We start from the raw sequence: 17,377 nt of genomic DNA on the forward strand, positions 1-17,377 counted from the left end.
AGCGGGGTGACCTCCCCGCGCCCAGGGGCGGCGGGACGGGGACCGGTCGGTTCAGGAGCCCGAGGCCGACCCACGGCCGGATGGGTGCCCCCACCCGGCCGGCCCCTGGCGTCAGACCCGGGTGACCCGGACCGCGTCGGCGATCACGTACTGGGTGCCCGACGTCCACCGGCTCACCGCCACGAGGTCACGCGCCCCCGCCCCGAACGCGAACGTCCCCAGGTCCCGCCACCCGCCCCCGCCGACCTGCTGGTTCACGGTCACGGTCCGGCTGCCCCCGGAGGCGAACACCACGAACGGGGTGGCCGCGTTGTAGCCGGGGTCGGCCGGGTACCAGGTCTCGACCCTGTAGTTCGCCGCCGCCGGCAGGGTGGCCGAGAAGTAGGCGGCGTCGCTGGCCCCGACCGGGGTGGCGAACCGGTAGTCGCCGCCGTGCCGCTGGGCGGAGAAGCTGGACACGTCCCAGGCGGCCGACGCCCGGAAGCCGGCGGACGCGTTGTCGACGACGACCGAGAACGCCGGGGTGCCGTTGAGCCGGGCCGCCACGTCGAGGCGCAGCTGCGGGAGCCTGGCGTAGAACGCGTCGCCGGGGCAGCTGGTGGACACGTAGTCGCGGTGCCCGTAGATCTTCGTCGGCGCGATCGCGTACTTCTCGCAGATGTACGCGCACAGGCCGACCAGCGCGGTCCACTGGGCGGTGGTGGGCGTGGCCGAGGTGTAGGTGCCCTCGTTCTCGATCCCGATCGCCTGGTTGTTCTGCCCCGGGCAGTGCGCGCCGACCACCATGCCGTTGCCGCTGGTCAGGTGGGCGAGGCTGAAGTGCCGGCCCTCGGTGACGTACCCGCCCCGGCTGACCGTGAGGTGCTGGCCGGTGTCGGACCAGTGGTTGCTGTCCATGTGGAAGTTCTGGATGGCCCGGGCCAGGGAGTGGGCGTGCGCCTGGGAGTAGTCGGTGACGTTCGGGGTGGCGGTGTGGTGGATCAGGATCTTGTTGGCGTCGGTGCTGATCTCGGTGAGCGGGTCGGCCGGCGGGCGGGCACCCCAGGCGGCGCAGCTGGCGATGGCGGGCGCGGGCACGGCCGCCGAGGCGGGGCCCGCGAGTTCCAGGCCGCCGACGGTGGCGCCGGCGCCGAGCGCGACGGCGCCCCGGAACACGGACCGGCGGGACAGGGCGGCGGTGAGGGGGGCGCGGTCGGGGTCGGACATGTTTCCTCCATGGAGGAGTAGGGACGGATGACCGCCCCGCGCAGCGCCACCCTTTCTATCAGCGATCTTGGATGGACTCAAGGGTGCCAATTGATAGTTAGACTACTTGACAAATAATGCCATGATCCGCTGTGATCGACCCAACGGCTCGGCGCGGCCTCCCCCCGTGAGGTGACGCGCTCAGTACGAAGCACTGACCCGGCCGTCGGTGGGCCCCTGCGCCCGCCGAGCCACAGCCCTCCCCATGGGGGCGGTGGGGTCCGTCCGCGTTTCCGCTGACCAGGAGGCAGACGTGTTCCGTTTGCGCCATACCGTCATACCCATCACCCTCGTCGCGGCCCTGCTAGGCGTCGGGGTCACCGCCGCCGAGGCCGCCGACCCGCTGCTGTCCCGCGACAAGCCCGCCACCGCGTCGTCGGTGGAGTCGTCCAGTTACTCCGCCAACAAGGCCGTGGACGGCACGACCAGCACCCGGTGGGCCTCCCAGGAGGGCCACGACCCCGAGTGGCTCCAGGTGGACCTCGGCGCGGTGTCCGCCGTGTCCCGGATCAAGGTGGTCTGGGAGGCCGCCTACGCCAAGAAGTACACGTTCGACCTGTCCAACGACGGGACCAACTGGACCCGGGTGCACACCACCACCGACGGCGACGGGGGTACCGACGACCGCACCGGCCTGTCCGGGGCCGGCCGCTACGTCCGGGTGAACGGCACCCAGCGCGGCACGTCCTACGGGTACTCGATCAAGGAACTCGAGGTGTACGGCACCACGGGCCCCGGCCCGTCCCCGAGCCCCTCGGCCAGCGCGAGCCCGACCACCGGCCCGACGGCGTCCCCCTCACCGGGCGGCGGCTCCTTCGTCGTCGCGGCGGCCGGGGACATCGCCGACCAGTGCACGGCGTCCTCGTCGAGCTGTCAGCACCCGAAGACGGCCAAGCTCGTGACGAACATGAACCCCAAGTTCGTGGTCACCATGGGCGACAACCAGTACGACGACGCGCGGCTGTCGGACTACAAGTCCTACTACGACACCACGTGGGGCGCGTTCAAGGCCAAGACCCGGCCCGTGCCCGGCAACCACGAGACCTACGACCCGGCGGGCTTCGAGGTCGGCTACAAGGGCTACTACGGCTCCATCGCCTTCCCCCAGGGCAAGAGCTACTACAGCTACAACGAGGGCAACTGGCACTTCGTCGCCCTGGACTCCAACCTGTTCGACACCCCCGAGCAGCTCAACTGGTTGAAGGCCGACCTGGCCGCCAACACCAAGGGCTGCATCGCGGCGTACTACCACCACCCGCTGTTCAGCTCCGGTGAGCACGGCAACGACCCGGTCAGCAAGCCGGTGTGGGACGCGCTGTACGCGGCCCGCGCCGACCTGGTCCTCAACGGACACGACCACCACTACGAGCGGTTCGGCCCGCAGACCCCCACGGCGCAGAGCAACGCCAACGGCATCGTGGAGATCCTGGGCGGCATGGGCGGCGCGCCGCCGTACGCGATCGAGAACGTGCAGCCCAACAGCCTCAAGCGGATCACCGGCAAGTTCGGTGTGCTCAAGCTGAACTTCACGGACACGACGTTCACCTCGACCCTCATCGGGGCGGACAACAGCGTGCTGGACACCAGCCCGACGTACACCTGCCACTGATATGTACGTCGCACTCGACCGGGACGCGCGTCGCGCGTCCCGGTCCGGGCGGGTCGCCGGCACGGTGCTCGTGCTCGGCACGGTCAGCCTGGTCACCGACATCTCCTCCGAGATGGTCACCGCCGTCCTGCCGCTCTACCTGGTGCTCGGGCTGGGACTCAGCCCCCTCCAGTTCGGCTTCCTCGACGGGCTGTACGGGGGCGTCACCGCCCTCGTCCGGCTCGCCGGGGGCCGGGCGGCCGACCGCTGGCAGCGGCACAAGCTCGTCGCCGGGATCGGCTACGGACTGTCCGCGCTGTCCCGGTTCGGGTTCCTGGTGGGCACCATGCCCTGGCTGGTCGGGGCGCTCGTCGTCGACCGGGCCGGCAAGGGCATCCGGACCGCGCCCCGCGACGCGCTGATCACCCTCAGCTCGCCGGCCGGGGCGCTGGGCCGGGCGTTCGGGGTGCACCGGGCGATGGACACGGCCGGGGCGCTCCTCGGTCCGCTGGTCGCGTTCGCGATCCTCGCGGTGGCGTCCGGCGGGTACGACGCCGTGTTCGTGGTCAGCGGCTGCATCGGCGGCTTCGGGGTACTGCTGCTGGCGCTGTTCGTCAAGGAGGCCCCCCGGATCGCCCGCGAGGCGGTGGCCGCCCGGGTCACGGCCGGGCCGGCGGTGCGGCGGATCTGCCTGACCGCCGCGCTGCTCGGGGTCGTGACGGTCGCCGACCCGTTCGTCTACCTGGTGCTCCGCGACCGGCTCGCGCTCCCCGACACGTACTTCCCGCTGCTGCCCCTCGGCACGGCGGGGATCTACCTGGCCCTCGCCGTACCCGCCGGCATCCTGGCGGACCGGTTCGGCCGGCGCACCGTGTTCCTCGCGGGGCACGGAGCGCTCGGGCTCGCGTACCTGCTGCTGCTCTCGCCGTTGGCCGGCGCGGGCCTGCTCGTGGCGACCCTCGCCCTGCACGGGGTGTTCTACGCGGCCACCGACGGCGTGCTGATGGCGCTGGCCGGCCCGCTGTCGACCCCCGAGCGCCGGACCGGGACCCTCGCCCTGGTGCAGACGGCGCAGGCGGTGGCCCGGTTGTTCTCCTCGGTGCTGTTCGGCGCGGCGTGGACCGGTTGGGGGCTGACGGCCGCGCTGGCCGCCGCCGCCGTCGGGCTCGTGCTCGCGCTGGCCTGCGCCCCGTTCCTGCTGCCGAAGGAGGTCCCGTGAGGACCCGACTGTGGATCGCCCTGGCCGCGACGGTGGCGCTGGTCGCCGTCGCCCTGGGGTACACCGTGCACGCCGCCCGCCGGGTCACGGCCGGGGGCGCGGCGCTGACCCTGGACGCCGGGGCCACCCTGTTCCGGGGGCCCGACGGCCGGGTGTCGGCCCGCACCCCGGAGGGCGGCGTAACCGTCGGGGAGCGCACCTGCGACCGGTTCTCGGCGGCGTCGGGGGTCGGGCTGTGCCTGGTCGTGCAGCCCGGCGCGGTGGCGACCACCACCGCGATCGTCCTGGACGGCTCGCTGCGGGAGACCCGGCGGATCCAGCTCGCCGGCATCCCCAGCCGGGCCCGGGTGTCGCCGTCCGGCCGGTTCCTGGCGTGGACCACGTTCACGACGGGTGACTCCTACGCCGCGGCGGGCACGTTCTCCACGGCCACCGGCATCCTGGACGGCCGAACCGGCAACCTGGTCACGAACATCGAGAACCTCCAGTTGTACGTGGACGGGCAGCGCTACCACGCGCCCGACGTCAACTTCTGGGGCGTGACCTTCTCCGCCGACGACAACACGTTCTACGCGACCGTGGCGACCAGGGGCCGCACCCATCTCGTGAAGGGCGACTTCGCCGGGTGGCGGGTCGAGACGGTGCGGGAGAACGTCGAGTGCCCGTCGCTGTCGCCGGACGGCCGGCGGGTCGCGTACAAGAAGAAGGTCGGTTCGGGGTGGCGGTTGCACGTCCTGGATCTGTCCACCCTGGCCGACACTCCCCTCGCCGAGTCCGCCGAGGTGGACGACCAGGCGGTCTGGTTCGGCGACACCACGGTCGGCTACGGCCGGGCCGGGACGGTGTGGACGGTGCCGGCCGACGGCTCCGGCGCGCCCACCCGCCTCGTTGAGGGAACCTCACCTTCCCCCGCGCTGGCGGCTCCACAAACGGGGTGAGAGGGCATAACATCGGTGCAATGGTGACCACTTCGGATCAGACTGCTGTCGTGATCGGAGCCGGGATCGCCGGCCTGTCCGCCGCCCGCGCCCTGGCCAACCACTTCGGCCGGGTGGTCGTCCTCGACCGCGACCGGCTCCCCGACGCCGCCGACCCCCGCCGGGGGGTGCCGCAGGGCGGGCACGGCCACGTGCTGCTGCTCGCCGGGCTGCGGGCCCTGGAGGAACTGTTCGGCGACGTGACCGAGGAGCTGCTGGCCGCCGGCGCGAGCGCGTTCGACGCCGGGCTGGGGCTGCGGTTCCACCGGTTCGGGTACAGCTGGCCGATCGACGAGCCGCTGGGGCTGCGGCTGGTGTCGTTCAGCCGGCCGCTGCTGGAGCTGACCCTGCGCAACCGGGTGACCAAGTTGCCGGCCGTCGAGTTCCGCGACACGGTGGCCGTCACCGAACTGACCGGCGCGGACGGCCGGGTCACCGGGGTCCGCCTCGACGACGGGACGACGATCGACACCGGCCTGGTCGTCGACTGCACCGGCCGGGGCTCGCGCTCCGACCGCTGGCTGGGCGCGCTGGGCCACGAGGCCCCGAAGGTCACCGAGGTCAAGATCGGCGTGGGGTACGCGAGCCGGCTGTACCGCCGCTCCCCCGACGACCTGGCCCAGGGCAACGCCGTGCTCGTCGTGCCCGCCCCGCCCCACGAGCTCCGGGTCGGCCTGGCGCTGCCCGTGGAGGGCGACCGCTGGGTGGTGACCCTGGGCGGCTGGCACGGGGCGTACCCGCGCGACGAGGCCGGCTTCCGCGAGCACATCGACCTCCTGCCGCACCCCGACCTGGCCCACCTGCTCGCCCGCAGCGAACCCGTGTCGGAGATCGTCTACCACCAGTTCCCGTCGAGCCGGCGGCGGCACTTCGAGGACCTGGCCGCCCCGCCCACGGGCTACCTCGCCCTCGGGGACGCGATCTGCAGCTTCAACCCCATCTACGGCCAGGGCATGACCTGCGCGGCCCTGGAGGCCCTCGAACTCGACCGGCTGCTGGCCACCCGGCGGACGGTGACCGCCGGACTGTCCACGGAGTACTACCGGGCCGCCGCCCGGACCATCGCCACCCCGTGGCGGTTCGCGGTCGGCGGGGACTTCGCCTACCCGCTCACCGAGGGCCCCCGGCCCCGGGCCATCGGTTTCCTCAACTGGTACACCCGCAAGATGCAGGAGGCCGCAGGGGTGGACCTGGGCGTGCGGCGCATCTTCACCTCCGTGCAGCACCTGGTCACCCCGCCTTCCGTCCTGCAACGGCCGGCGATGATGTGGAAGGTGTTCTGGGCGGCCCGGCGGGCTACAGCACGACGAGCTCGCGCCCGGTGACGTTCAGGCGCTCGCCGCCGTCCGGGGTGCACACCACGATGTCCTCGATCCGCGCGCCGTGCCGGCCCGGCAGGTAGACGCCGGGCTCCACGGAGAACGCCATCCCCGGTTCCAGGGGCCGGGTCGAGCCGGCCACGATGTACGGCTCCTCGTGGGTCTCCAGGCCGATGCCGTGCCCGGTCCGGTGGATGAACCGGTCCCCGTAGCCGGCGGCGGTGATCAGGTCGCGGCCGACCGCGTCGAGCGCCTCGGCCGTCAGCCCGGGCCGCACCGCCTCGGTCTGGGCGGTCTGGGCGGCGAGCAGCACGGCGTAGTACTCCAGGAAGTCGGCGGGCGGGGCGCCGACGGCGTAGGTGCGGGTGGAGTCCGAGCAGTACCCGTCGGGCATCGTGCCGCCGATGTCCACCACCACCGGGTCACCGGCCCCGATCACCCGGTCGGACACCTCGTGGTGCGGGCTGGCCCCGTTCGGGCCGGACGCGACGATGACGAAGTCGACCCGGGCGTGCCCCTCCGCGAGGAGGGCCTCGGCGATGTCGCGGCCCACCTCCCGCTCGGTGCGGCCCGCGCGCAGCCAGTCGGCCATCCGGGTGTGCACCCGGTCGATGGCCGCCCCGGCCCGGCGCAGCGCCGCGACCTCCGCCGGGGACTTGCGCATCCGCAACCCGTGCAGCAGCGGCCCCGCCAGGCCCTGTTCGGCCCCGGGCAGCGCGGCCCGGAAGCCGAACACCTTCTCCGCCCACATGTGGTCGTCCACGGCGACCCGGCCGACGCCCCTGGCCAGCCGGCCCGCGACCAGCGCGTACGGGTCCTCGGTCTCCGCCCAGCCCGCGATCTCGATGCCCAGCCCACCGACCGGGGACGCCTCGGCGGCCGGCTTCTCCAGGCGGGGCACGACGAGGAACGCCTCGCCCTCGGCCGGCAGCACCAGGCAGGTGAGCCGTTCCAGCGGCAGCGCCTCGTACCCGGTCAGGTAGCGCAGGTCGGGGCCCGGGGAGACCAGCAGGGCGTCGTACCCGGCGGCGACGGCGGCCGCGCGGGCCCGGTCGAGCCGGTCGGCCGGGTACAGCTCAGCGTCGTGGGTCACGGCCCCCAGCCTAGTGACCGGTGGCCGGGGAGACGGCCGTTTCGGGCGCCAACCGCACGGCGCTCACCGTGAACGGGGCCCGGGCCGTGCCCTCCCGACCGGCGAGGAACTGCGAGTTGACCAGCAGGAACCGGCCGTCGAGGTGCGCGATGGTCGTCGGGTGGTCGGCGGCGGGCCGGTCCCAGCGGTGTGTGATCCGCCCGGACCGCGCGTCGGGGGCCAGCTCGATCCGGCTGACGTAGAAGGCGACGTCGCCCTCCAGGAGTTCGGCGTTGTCGCAGGTGTACAGCGCGCCGTCGACGAGGACCATGCCGTCGGCGGCCAGTTCGCCGTCGAGGGTGACGTGCTCGGCGGCGCGGGTGGCCACGTCGACCCGCCACAGCACCTCGGTGCCCTGGGCGGCGATCAGCAGGGTCGCGCCGTCGTGCACGGCGACGATCCCGTTCAGGTAGGGCAAGTCCTCGGCGGCGCCCAGGACCAGCCACTCCTCGGCCTCGCCGATCTCCGCCCCGACCGGCACCCGCCACACGACGGGCCGCTCGGAGTCGGTGACGTAGGCGTACTCGCCGACGACGAACACGTCGTTGAGCAGGGTCAGCTCCGCCGGCACCCGGCACCGCGCGACCAGGGCGCCGCCCGCCAGGTCGTAGGCGAACAGGTAGCCGGTCCGTGAGCCGCAGACCAGCAGCCGGCCGTGCCCGTCGACGGCCATGCCGAGCGCGCCGGTCCGGCCGTCGGCGCCCGCGGGCTGCCACACCTCCAGCTCGGGGCGGTCCGTGTGGCCCCGGTAGACGGTGCCCTGCCGGGCGCTGGACACGTAGAAGCTGCGGCCGTCGGGGCCCTCGGTGATGCCCTCGGGAAACACGTCCTCGCCGGGCAGTACGTAGTCTGTGGTCACAGCCGGCGATGCTAGTCCTACCGCCCGACAACTGCCACGGTGTTGCCAGGACCCGACCCGGGACGGCTGGCAGGATGGGTGCCATGGCGAACTCACTGCTCACCGGGGCGACCGGCGGGATCGGCACATTCATCGCGCGCAAGCTGCACGACCGGGGGGACAACCTGTTCTTGCTCGGGCGGGACGGGGCCGCGCTCGAAGCGCTGGCGAAGGAGTTCCCGGGTACGGAGGTGCTGGTCGCCGACGTGGGGAACCCGGCGGAGCTCGCCGGGAAGCTGGCGCACCGGCTGCCCGCCCGGCTCGACGCGCTCGTGCACTGCGCCGGCGCCGTCGAACTGGGGCCGGTGGCCGAGCTGGGCCCGGACGTGTGGCAGACGATGCTGACGGTGAACCTGGCCGGGCCGGCCGAGCTGACCCGGCTGGCGCTGCCCGCCCTGCGCGCGGCGGCCGGGCACGTGGTGCTCGTCAACTCCGGCGCGGGCCTGGCGGCGCACGCCGGGTGGAGCGCGTACGCGGCGAGCAAGTTCGGGCTGCGCGCGCTCGCCGACGCGCTGCGCGCCGAGGAGCACGGCAACGGGGTCCGGGTCACGAGCGTCTACCCGGGGCGGACCGCGACGGCCATGCAGGAGAAGGTGCACGCGCAGGAGGGCGCGGACTACGAGCCGAAGGAGTGGATCCAGCCGGAGAGCGTCGCCACGGCCGTCCTCGCGGCGCTGGACCTGCCCCGGGACGCGGAGGTCACCGACCTGACGGTGCGGCCCGGGCTGCGGTAGGTCTATGGAGGACAGTGGTCCGCGTACCGTTGGAAGTGCTTTTCTAAACGCGTTTCCGGTTGTGAAATATCCACGAATCATCGGTGAGCATTTCATATCCGGCACATGACGGAGTGCACTGTTCCGCCGTGTCCATCCCCCGAATGATGGAACTCGATACCACAGTCGAGGGATCGAGGCGGCATGGCGCAACGGTACGAGGACTACTGCGTGGCGGATCGGACCTTCTACGACGCCACCGGCTCGGCGGCGACCGCCGGGCAGTCCTTCGCCACCGCCGACCGCCCGCTCCCCGAGGGCTGGGCCCGGGCGGAGCAGGAGGACTGGCTGGTGTTCCGCCGGCCGGCCGACCCGCTGCCGGCCCAGGGCTGGAAGATCCACGCGTCGGCCACCCGGGAGAACGCGGACCGGGTCCTCGACGCGGTCTGGGAGTACTGCGTGCCGCGCGGGATCGGCTTCAAGTTCCTCCGCTCCCCCGACGCGCTGTCGGCGCGGGTGTCGAAGAACGCGCCGCGCGGCCACAGCGGCAAGCTCGTCACCATCTACCCGGCCGACGACGCCGCCTGCGAGGCGATCCTCACCGCCCTCGGCGCGGAGCTCGACGGGGAGCCCAACCCGGCCATCCTCACGGACCTGCGCTGGGGTTCCGGGCCGCTGCACGTGCGCTACGGGGCCTTCACGCACCGGTACCTGGTGGCCGCCGACGGCGAGCGGGTGCCCGCGATCGCCGCCCCGGACGGCACGCTCGTCCCCGACCGGCGCGATCCGGTGTTCCACGTGCCCGAGTGGGTCACGCTGCCGGCGTTCCTCGCCCCGCACCTGGCCGCGCGCAACGCCGTGCACGTCGCGGACCTGCCGTACACCATCGACGGAGTGCTGCACTTCTCCAACGGCGGCGGGGTGTACACCGGCAAGGACACCCGGACCGGCGCGCGGGTCGTGCTCAAGGAGGGCCGGCCGCACGCGGGGCTCGACTCGCACGGGCACGACGCGGTCCGCCGGATCGAGCACGAGCACGCGATCCTCCGCCAGCTCGACGGCGTCCCCGGCATCCCCCGCGCCCTCGACCTGTTCACCCTCGGCGAGCACCGGTTCCTGGTGATGGAGCACGTCGACGGCGTCGTGCTCAACAGGGCCATCGTCGCGCGGTACCCGCTGACGGACCCGGCGGCCGGCGCCGGGGACCGCGCCCGGTACACCGACTGGGCCCTGGACATCCAGCGCCAGGTCGAGGAGACCCTCGCCGCCGTGCACGCCCGCGGCGTGGTCTACGGCGACCTGCACCTGCTCAACATCCTGGTCCGCGACGACGACACCGTGGCGCTGCTCGACTTCGAGGTCGCCACCCAGGTCGGGGACCCGGTCCGCGCCGGCCTGGGCAACCAGGGCTTCGCCGCGCCGCGCGGGATCACCGGCGTCGACCGCGACCTGTACTCCCTGGCCTGCCTGCGCCTGGCCCTGTTCCTGCCGATGACGAACCTGCTGTGGCTGCACCGGCCGACGGCCCGCCGGCACGCCGAGACGATCCAGGACCATTTCCCGGTACCGCCGTCGTTCCTCGCCCGCGCCGTCGACGTCATCGCGCCCCCGGAACTGCCGTCGGCCCCCGTGGCCCGGATCGAACCCGACCCCGCCGGCTGGCCCGACCTGCGCGACGGCCTGGCCCGCGCCATCGTGGCCAGCGCCACGCCCGGCCGCGACGACCGGCTGTTTCCCGGCGACATCGCGCAGTTCCCGCTCGGCGGCCTGGGGCTCGCGCACGGCGCGTCCGGCGTGCTGTACGCGTTGTCGACGACCGGGGCCGACCGGCACCCGGAGTTCGAGGACTGGCTGGTCCGGCACACCCGCGACCCGCACCCCGACACCCGCCTCGGCCTGTACGACGGCCTGCACGGCGCCGCCTTCACCCTCGACCACCTCGGCCACCGGCAGGCCGCCCTCGACGCCGTCGACGTGTTCCTCGGCGAGAAGTGGCACACCCTGGGCACCGACCTGTTCGGTGGCCTGGCCGGCGCGGGCCTCAACCTGCTGCACCTGGCCGACCGGACCGGCGAGCCCACGCTGCGGGTCGCCGCGCACCGGGCCGCCGCGCTGGTCGCCGAACGGCTGGGCGAGACCGCCGACGGCGGCACGACGAGCGGCGGCAGCGAGCCCTACGCCGGGTTGATGCGCGGCGGGGCGGGGCGGGCGTGGCTGCTGCTGCGGACCTACGACGACACCGGCGACCCGGCGTTCCTGGAGCACGCGGCCGTGGCCCTGCGCCAGGACCTGCGGCGGTGCCGGGTGCGCGGGAACGGGGTGCTGGAGGTCGACGAGGGCTGGCGGACGAACCCGTACCTCGACGTGGGCAGCGTGGGGCTCGGCATGATCCTCGACGAGTACCTGGCCCGGGCCGCCGACGAGGAGTTCGCGGCCGCCAGCCGGGGCGCGCAGCTGGCCGCCCGGTCCCCGATGTACGTCCTCCCGGGCCTGTTCACCGGCCGGGCCGGCGTCCTGCTCTACCTCGCCGGCCGCTCACCGGAGCCCCGGACCGACCCCGAGGTGGCACGCCAGGTCCGCGCCCTGAACTGGCACGCCCTGCCCTACGGCGGCGGGACGGCCTTCCCCGGTACCGCGCTGCTGCGGCTGTCCATGGACCTGGCCACCGGCACCGCCGGCGTGCTCCTGGCCCTCGGCGCGGTCCTGCACGACACGCCCGCGCACGCGCCGCTGCTCGCCCCCGGTCGACGCCCCGCGTCGACCCCACAGACCCCCGCGCCGACCGGCGCGGGTCACTGAAATCCCTCTAAGGAGATTCCCATGGTGCTTCTCGACCTGCAGGGCATGACCACCGCTCCCGAGCACGGCGGCGGCCACGGTGGCCACGGCAGCACGCTGAGCGTCACCCTGTGTGGCCACGGCAGTGGCCTGAGCGTCCTGATCTGCGACTAGTACCGACCAGTACCACCCCGCACGCAGAGCCGTGGCCCCGGACGATTGTCGCTCGTCCGGGGCCACGGCCCGTACCGAGGAGTGTAGGTGAACCAGCCCGGTGGGAGCGCGCGTCGCGGCGGTTGGCTGCCGGTGATCGGGGTGACCGCACTGGGCGGGGCGGGGGCCCGACTGGGGCTGCCGTGGATCCTCGGGAACGCGGTCGACGCGCTGGTCGGCACCGCACGGCCCACCGGCCCCGCCGGGTTCTCCTGGACCACCTGGGCCGTGATCGCCGTCGTCGTGGCCGTGGCCTGCGACCTCGCGGGCTCCTACGCCGGGGCCGCCTCGGTCGCCGACACCACCGCCCGGCTGCGCCGCCGCCTCCTCCGGCACATCCTCGACCTCGGACCCGGCCGCGCGCGCCCCTTCGCCCCCGGCGACCTGTCCACCCGGTTGACCTCCGCCGCCGCGTCGGCCGCGCACGCCGGTCCCAGCCTCGTCCTGCTCGCCGCCGCCGTCGTGCCCCCGGCGGGCAGCCTCGTCCTGCTGGCCGTCCTCGACCCGTCGCTGGCCGTGGCCTTCCTGGCCGGCCTCGGGCTCGTCGCTCTCGTGCTGCGCGCCTTCACCCGGCGGACCACCGAGGCCGCCCTGCGCTACCAGGAGACCCAGGGTGAGCTGGCCGGCCGGCTCGCCGAGGCGCTCACCGGGGCCCGCACGATCGCCGCCGCCGGCACCGTCGACCGGGAGGAGACCCGGGTGCTGCGTCCGTTGGCGGAGCTGCGCCGGCACGGGGTGCGCGCCTGGCAGGTCCTCGCCCGGACCAGCGCCCAGGGCGCGCTCCTCGGGCCGCTCGTCCTCGTCGCGGTGCTCGCCGCGGGGGGACTCGCGCTGGTCGACGGCCGGATCACGGCGGGCGAGCTGTTCGCCGCGAGCCAGTACGCCGTCCAGGGTGCGGGGCTCGGCGGGCTCACGGGGTTGCTCGGGCGGCTGGCCCGGGCCCGGGCGGGAGGTGGCCGGGTGACCGAGGTCCTCGCGGTCCCGCCGACCGTCCACGGCACGCGGTCGCTGCCCGCCGGCCCGGGCCGTCTCCAGTTCCTCGACGTCACCGTCCACGGCGGACAGACCTCGCCGCCCGCGCCCGGTGCGGACCGGTCGGGGCCTGTCGCCGCCGATTCCTCCGCCGGCCCGGCACCGGTCGGATCCGGGGCCCCGGCGTTGCTCAACGGGGTCGGGGTCCCGGCTCTGCTGGACAGGGTCACGCTGGATCTGCCCGGGGGTGCCGCCGTGGCCGTCGTGGGGCTGTCGGGTGCCGGTAAGTCGGTGCTGGCCGCGCTCGCCGGCCGGTTGCGCGACCCCGACGCGGGCACCGTCCTCCTCGACGGCGTCCCCCTCCCCGAGCTACCGCACCCCGCCCTGCGGGCGGCTGTCGCCTGCGCCTTCGAGCGCCCCGTCCTCGTCGGCGACACCGTGGCCGACGCCGTCGGCATGGGCCGGCCCCTCACCCACGTCCTCGCGGCCGCCCACGCCACCCGCGCCGCCGAGTTCGTCACCCGGCTCCCCCGGGGCTACGGCACCGCGCTCGCCGCCGCGCCGATGTCCGGCGGCGAAGCCCAGCGGCTCGGCCTGGCCCGCGCCTGGCACGCCGACCGGCTGCTCGTCCTCGACGACGCGACGTCCAGCCTCGACATGGTCACCGAGATGCGGATCAGCCGGACGTTGACGGAGGACCACGGGCACCGTACCCGTCTGATCGTGACCCACCGGGTGTCGACGGCGGCCCGGGCCGACCTCGTGGTGTGGCTGGAGGCCGGCCGGGTCCGCGCCGTCGGCCCGCACGAGACACTGTGGCCGGACGCCGACTACCGGGCGGTGTTCCCGACATGAGCGGCAGGTCGTTGAGCCCCGGGTTCCGGACGCGGGGGCGCGCGTCGTGAGGCGCGAGCTGCGCTACGCCGGGCGGTCCCTGCGGCGGCGGGCGACCTGGGCGTTCCTGGCCTGGTCGGTGCCCGAGGCGCTGCCCGCCGCGCTGTCCGGGCTGGCCGTCGCGCGCGCCGTGGACACCGGTTTCCTCGCCGGCCGGCCGTGGGTGGGACTGGCCTGGCTCGGCGGGCTGCTCGCCGCCGCCGGGGTCGGCGCCCTCGGGGCCCGGCAGGTGTACCTGCGCCTCGGCGACCTCGTCGAACCGTTCCGGGACGACCTGGTCCGGCTCGTGGTGCGCGGCGCGCTCCGCCGGGGCGTCGCCGGCCGCCCGGACGACGGGGCGGTCGCGCGGCTGACCCACCAGGTGGAGATCGCCCGGGACACCTACGCGGGGCTGGTCGTCGTCGTGCGCGGCTTCGTCGTCACCGCCGCCGGGGCGGCCGTCGGGCTGGCCTCCACGGCGCCGGTGATCCTGCTGCTGGTCGGGCCGCCGTTCCTGCTCGGGCTCGGCGCGTTCCTGACCACGCTCGGGGTGGCCGCCGGCCGGCAGCGCGCGTACGTCCGGTCCGACGAGCGGCTGTCCAGCACGGCCGGCACGGTGCTCGCCGGGCTGCGGGACGTGACCGGGAGCGGCGGCGAGGAGTACGCGGCGGCGCTGGTCGGCGGGCCCGTCGGCCACCAGGCGACGGCCGAGCTGGCCCTGGCCCGGGTCGGCGCGCTGCGGACCCTGTGCTTCGCGGTCGGCGGCTGGGGACCGCTGCTGGCGCTGCTCGCCGCCGCGCCGTGGCTCGTCGGCCGGGGCCTGACCGCCGGGGCCCTGCTGGGCGGGCTGACGTATGTGCTGGTCGGGCTCCAGCCCGCGCTGGGCGCGCTGGTCGACGGGCTGGGCGGCAGCGGGCTGCGGTTCGTGGTGACCCTGGGGCGGATCCTGGACGCGGCGGCGTCGGCGGAACAGCCCGCACGCCCGGGGCCCGCCGCCGGCCGTGTGGCGCCATCGGAGGGGTACCCGGCCCCGACCCGGCCGGGCGCAACGGCCGGGAACGCACCCCGGTCGGCCGCTTCGGACCGGATCCCGCGATCGACCGGGTACGCCATCGCCGTGCGCGGCCTCACCTTCGCCTACGGCCCGCACTCCCTGCCGGTGCTCCGGGACCTGCGCCTCGACGTGCCCGAGGGCGACCACCTCGCCGTCGTCGGCCCGAGCGGGATCGGCAAGTCCACCCTGGCCGGCCTTCTGTGCGGCCTGCTCCCCCCTGACGCCGGCACCGTGACCGCCCCGCCGACCGACCGGCGCGTCCTGATCCCCCAGGAGGCATACCTCTTCACGGGTACCGTCGGGGAGAACCTGCGCTACCTGCGCCCGACCGCCCCCGACGCGCTGCTCGACGCCGCAGTGGCCGCGATCGGGGCCACCGACCTGGTCACCCGCCTCGGCGGCTACCCCGGCACCGTCACCCCGGGCGCGCTGTCCGCCGGGGAACGCCAACTTCTCGCCCTGGTCCGGGCGTACCTGGCCGATGCGCCCGTCGTCGTCCTCGACGAGGCCACCTGCCACCTGGACGCGGCGGCGGAACGGCGGGCCGAGGAGGCGTTCGCGGCGCGCGGCGGCACGGTGGTGGTGATCGCGCACCGGATCAGTTCGGCGCTGCGGGCCCGCCGGGTGCTGGTCCTCGACGGGGTGACCGCCGCGCTCGGCGACCACGACACGCTCCTGGCGACGTCCCCCCTGTACCGCGAGCTGCTCGGCCACTGGCACGCCGACCGGTCGGGGTCACCGGACGCGGACGGACCCCGCCAGGCGCCGCCCTCGACGCGGGCCACGGCCGTCGACGGGGCCGGGCGCACCCCGCCGGCCGCTCAGACCCAGCCGGCGTCCTGAGCGATGCGGATGGCCTCGATCCGGTTCCGGCCGCCGATCTTCGACACCGCGCTGGAGAGGTAGTTGCGCACCGTGCCCGTACTCAGGAAGAGCTCCGCCGCGATCTCCCGGGCCGGGGCGCCGTCGACGGCCTTGCGGAGCACCTCCCGCTCGCGGGTCGTGAGCGGGTTGTTCTCGGCCGACAGGGCGGCCACCGCGATCTCGACGTCCATCACCGGCTTGCCGAGCGCGAGCTGCCGGATGCCCTCGACGAGCTGGCGGGGCGAGGCGTCGGTGGCCAGGAAACCGACCCGGGGCGCCAGCCGGGTGAGGGTGACGCCGATGGTGGCGCAGGTCCGCCGGTCGACCAGGACCAGGATCCCGGCCCCGGGCAGCCCCTCGCACAGGGTCACGCACAGCTCGTCGACCTCCACGGTCCCGGGCAACGCGATGTCGAGCACGACGACATCGGGCCGCTCACGGAGGGCGACGTCGAGGATCTCCTCGCCACGGCCGACCTCGGCCACGACGACCAGGTCGCGTTCCCGGGCCAGCATCGCACCCAGTGCTCCCCGCCAGAGCGCCCTCTCGTGTCCGAGCACCGTGCGAATCAACGAACCCCCAAGTCGGTCACTCCCCGTGCCAATCTCCTCTTTCCCCAGCGTAGTCATGGCATAGCAACCAGTCGATTGTCGACTATCCGACCACCTCGGGAGGTTTGACGGAACGTGAGCCCAGGAGCTGCGACAGCGTGGTCGCCGGGCGGCCGGAGAGCCGGGGAACGGCGTCGCTGACACCCGCGAGTTCCCCGGCCGCGATCGCCGTGTACGTGCTCACCCACGCGTCGAGCTGCCAGTCGGGCGCGCCGTAGGAGGCCCGGGACGCGTACGCCTCCGGGACGGTCTCCGGGTGGTAGGTGACCGTCCGGCCGGTCCGGGCGGTCAGGACGGCGGCGACCTCGGCGAGGGTCAGCGCCTCCGGGCCAGTCAGGTCGTAGGTCTCCCCGTCGTGCGCGGCCGGGTCGGTGAGCACGGCGGCGGCGCACGCGGCGATGTCGTCCTGCGCGACGGCGGCCACCCTGCCGTCGCCGGCCGGCCCCCGGATCACGCCGTCCTCGCCGACCATCCGGGGCAGGAAGTCGAGGTACAGGTTGTCCCGGAGGAACGTGGACGCGAGCCCGGAGGCGCGGATGTGCCGTTCGGTGGCCCAGTGGTCCCGGGCGAGGGTGAACGTCGCGTCGGGGCTCGCGCCGTGGAAGGAGACGTAGACCACCCGGCGGACCCCGGCGGCCGCCGCCGCGTCCACGAACGTGAAGTGCTGGTCGCGGCGGTCGGGGGCCTCGGCGGCGGAGACCATGAACACCGTCTCGACGCCGTCGAGGGCCCGGCGGACGGCCTCCCCGTCCCCGTAGGAGGCCACGGCGAGTTCGACGGACAGGTCGGGGGCGCGGGCGGGGTCGCGGACCAGGAGGCGCAGCGGCAGGCCGGCCGCCGCGAGCAGCCGGGCGACCCGGCCACCGAGCTGCCCGGTGGACCCTGTGACGGCGAGAGGAGTCATCACACCACCGTAGCGAC

Annotated in this window: 14 protein-coding genes; 9 read left to right on the top strand and 5 right to left on the bottom strand. The window is 74.5% G+C overall.

Features of this window, described 5'->3' with window-relative positions:
* Window positions 1–111 precede the first annotated feature (111 nt).
* Window positions 112–1,206: an N-acetylmuramoyl-L-alanine amidase gene (locus tag AB0M43_RS01575; RefSeq protein ID WP_363720094.1), complete on the bottom strand. Its 1,095-nt coding sequence runs from the start codon at window positions 1,204–1,206 to the stop codon at window positions 112–114.
* Window positions 1,207–1,498: 292 nt separating this feature from the next.
* On the opposite strand from AB0M43_RS01575, the gene AB0M43_RS01580 reads away from it, so the two are divergent.
* From AB0M43_RS01580 to AB0M43_RS01595, 4 genes are read left to right on the top strand one after another with little or no spacing between them, the layout of a single operon-like run.
* A complete protein-coding gene (locus tag AB0M43_RS01580) occupies window positions 1,499–2,854 on the top strand; it encodes a discoidin domain-containing protein (protein WP_363720096.1) in 1,356 nt (451 codons plus the stop codon).
* 1 nt (window position 2,855) lies between these two features.
* Window positions 2,856–4,052 carry an MFS transporter gene (locus AB0M43_RS01585; protein WP_363720098.1) on the top strand — a complete coding sequence of 399 codons (1,197 nt, stop codon included), beginning with the start codon at window positions 2,856–2,858 and terminating at the stop codon, window positions 4,050–4,052.
* Window positions 4,049–4,990 carry a hypothetical protein gene (locus AB0M43_RS01590; protein ID WP_363720100.1) on the top strand — a complete coding sequence of 314 codons (942 nt, stop codon included), beginning with the start codon at window positions 4,049–4,051 and terminating at the stop codon, window positions 4,988–4,990. Before AB0M43_RS01585 ends, AB0M43_RS01590 begins: the two co-directional genes overlap by 4 nt.
* A 20-nt stretch (window positions 4,991–5,010) precedes the next feature.
* Window positions 5,011–6,354 carry an NAD(P)/FAD-dependent oxidoreductase gene (locus AB0M43_RS01595; RefSeq protein ID WP_363720102.1) on the top strand — a complete coding sequence of 448 codons (1,344 nt, stop codon included), beginning with the start codon at window positions 5,011–5,013 and terminating at the stop codon, window positions 6,352–6,354.
* On the opposite strand, the gene AB0M43_RS01600 is transcribed toward AB0M43_RS01595, so the two are convergent.
* Both AB0M43_RS01600 and AB0M43_RS01605 read right to left on the bottom strand, forming a co-directional pair.
* Window positions 6,326–7,441 (bottom strand): Xaa-Pro peptidase family protein, encoded by a 1,116-nt coding sequence (locus AB0M43_RS01600; RefSeq protein WP_363720104.1) that lies wholly within the window; start codon window positions 7,439–7,441, stop codon window positions 6,326–6,328. The genes AB0M43_RS01595 and AB0M43_RS01600 overlap by 29 nt on opposite strands.
* A 10-nt stretch (window positions 7,442–7,451) precedes the next feature.
* Entirely contained in the window at window positions 7,452–8,339 is an 888-nt protein-coding gene (locus AB0M43_RS01605; RefSeq protein ID WP_363720105.1) for a hypothetical protein, read from the bottom strand.
* A gap of 83 nt (window positions 8,340–8,422) precedes the next feature.
* On the opposite strand from AB0M43_RS01605, the gene AB0M43_RS01610 reads away from it, so the two are divergent.
* The 5 genes from AB0M43_RS01610 to AB0M43_RS01630 all read left to right on the top strand — a co-directional run bounded on the left by AB0M43_RS01610 (window position 8,423) and on the right by AB0M43_RS01630 (window position 15,824).
* Window positions 8,423–9,112, top strand: coding sequence for an SDR family oxidoreductase (locus tag AB0M43_RS01610; RefSeq protein ID WP_363720107.1), 690 nt, complete (start codon window positions 8,423–8,425; stop codon window positions 9,110–9,112).
* Window positions 9,113–9,295: 183 nt separating this feature from the next.
* Window positions 9,296–11,890 (top strand): class III lanthionine synthetase LanKC, encoded by a 2,595-nt coding sequence (lanKC, locus tag AB0M43_RS01615; RefSeq protein WP_363720109.1) that lies wholly within the window; start codon window positions 9,296–9,298, stop codon window positions 11,888–11,890.
* A gap of 21 nt (window positions 11,891–11,911) precedes the next feature.
* Entirely contained in the window at window positions 11,912–12,043 is a 132-nt protein-coding gene (locus AB0M43_RS01620; RefSeq protein ID WP_363720111.1) for a SapB/AmfS family lanthipeptide, read from the top strand.
* Between the two features lie 87 nt (window positions 12,044–12,130).
* On the top strand, window positions 12,131–13,909 hold the full coding sequence (locus AB0M43_RS01625) for an ABC transporter ATP-binding protein (RefSeq protein WP_363720113.1): 1,779 nt from the start codon (window positions 12,131–12,133) through the stop codon (window positions 13,907–13,909).
* Window positions 13,910–13,955: 46 nt separating this feature from the next.
* Window positions 13,956–15,824, top strand: a complete 1,869-nt coding sequence (locus tag AB0M43_RS01630) for an ABC transporter ATP-binding protein (protein WP_363720115.1) — start codon at window positions 13,956–13,958, stop codon at window positions 15,822–15,824.
* Here the strand turns inward: AB0M43_RS01630 and AB0M43_RS01635 are convergent.
* Window positions 15,803–16,405 (bottom strand): response regulator transcription factor, encoded by a 603-nt coding sequence (locus tag AB0M43_RS01635; RefSeq protein WP_363720117.1) that lies wholly within the window; start codon window positions 16,403–16,405, stop codon window positions 15,803–15,805. The genes AB0M43_RS01630 and AB0M43_RS01635 overlap by 22 nt on opposite strands.
* Before the next feature lie 94 nt (window positions 16,406–16,499).
* Window positions 16,500–17,360, bottom strand: coding sequence for an SDR family oxidoreductase (locus AB0M43_RS01640; RefSeq protein ID WP_363720119.1), 861 nt, complete (start codon window positions 17,358–17,360; stop codon window positions 16,500–16,502).
* Window positions 17,361–17,377 lie beyond the last annotated feature (17 nt).

Source organism: Longispora sp. NPDC051575 (assembly GCF_040681875.1).
In the GTDB taxonomy this organism is placed as follows: domain Bacteria; phylum Actinomycetota; class Actinomycetes; order Mycobacteriales; family Micromonosporaceae; genus Longispora.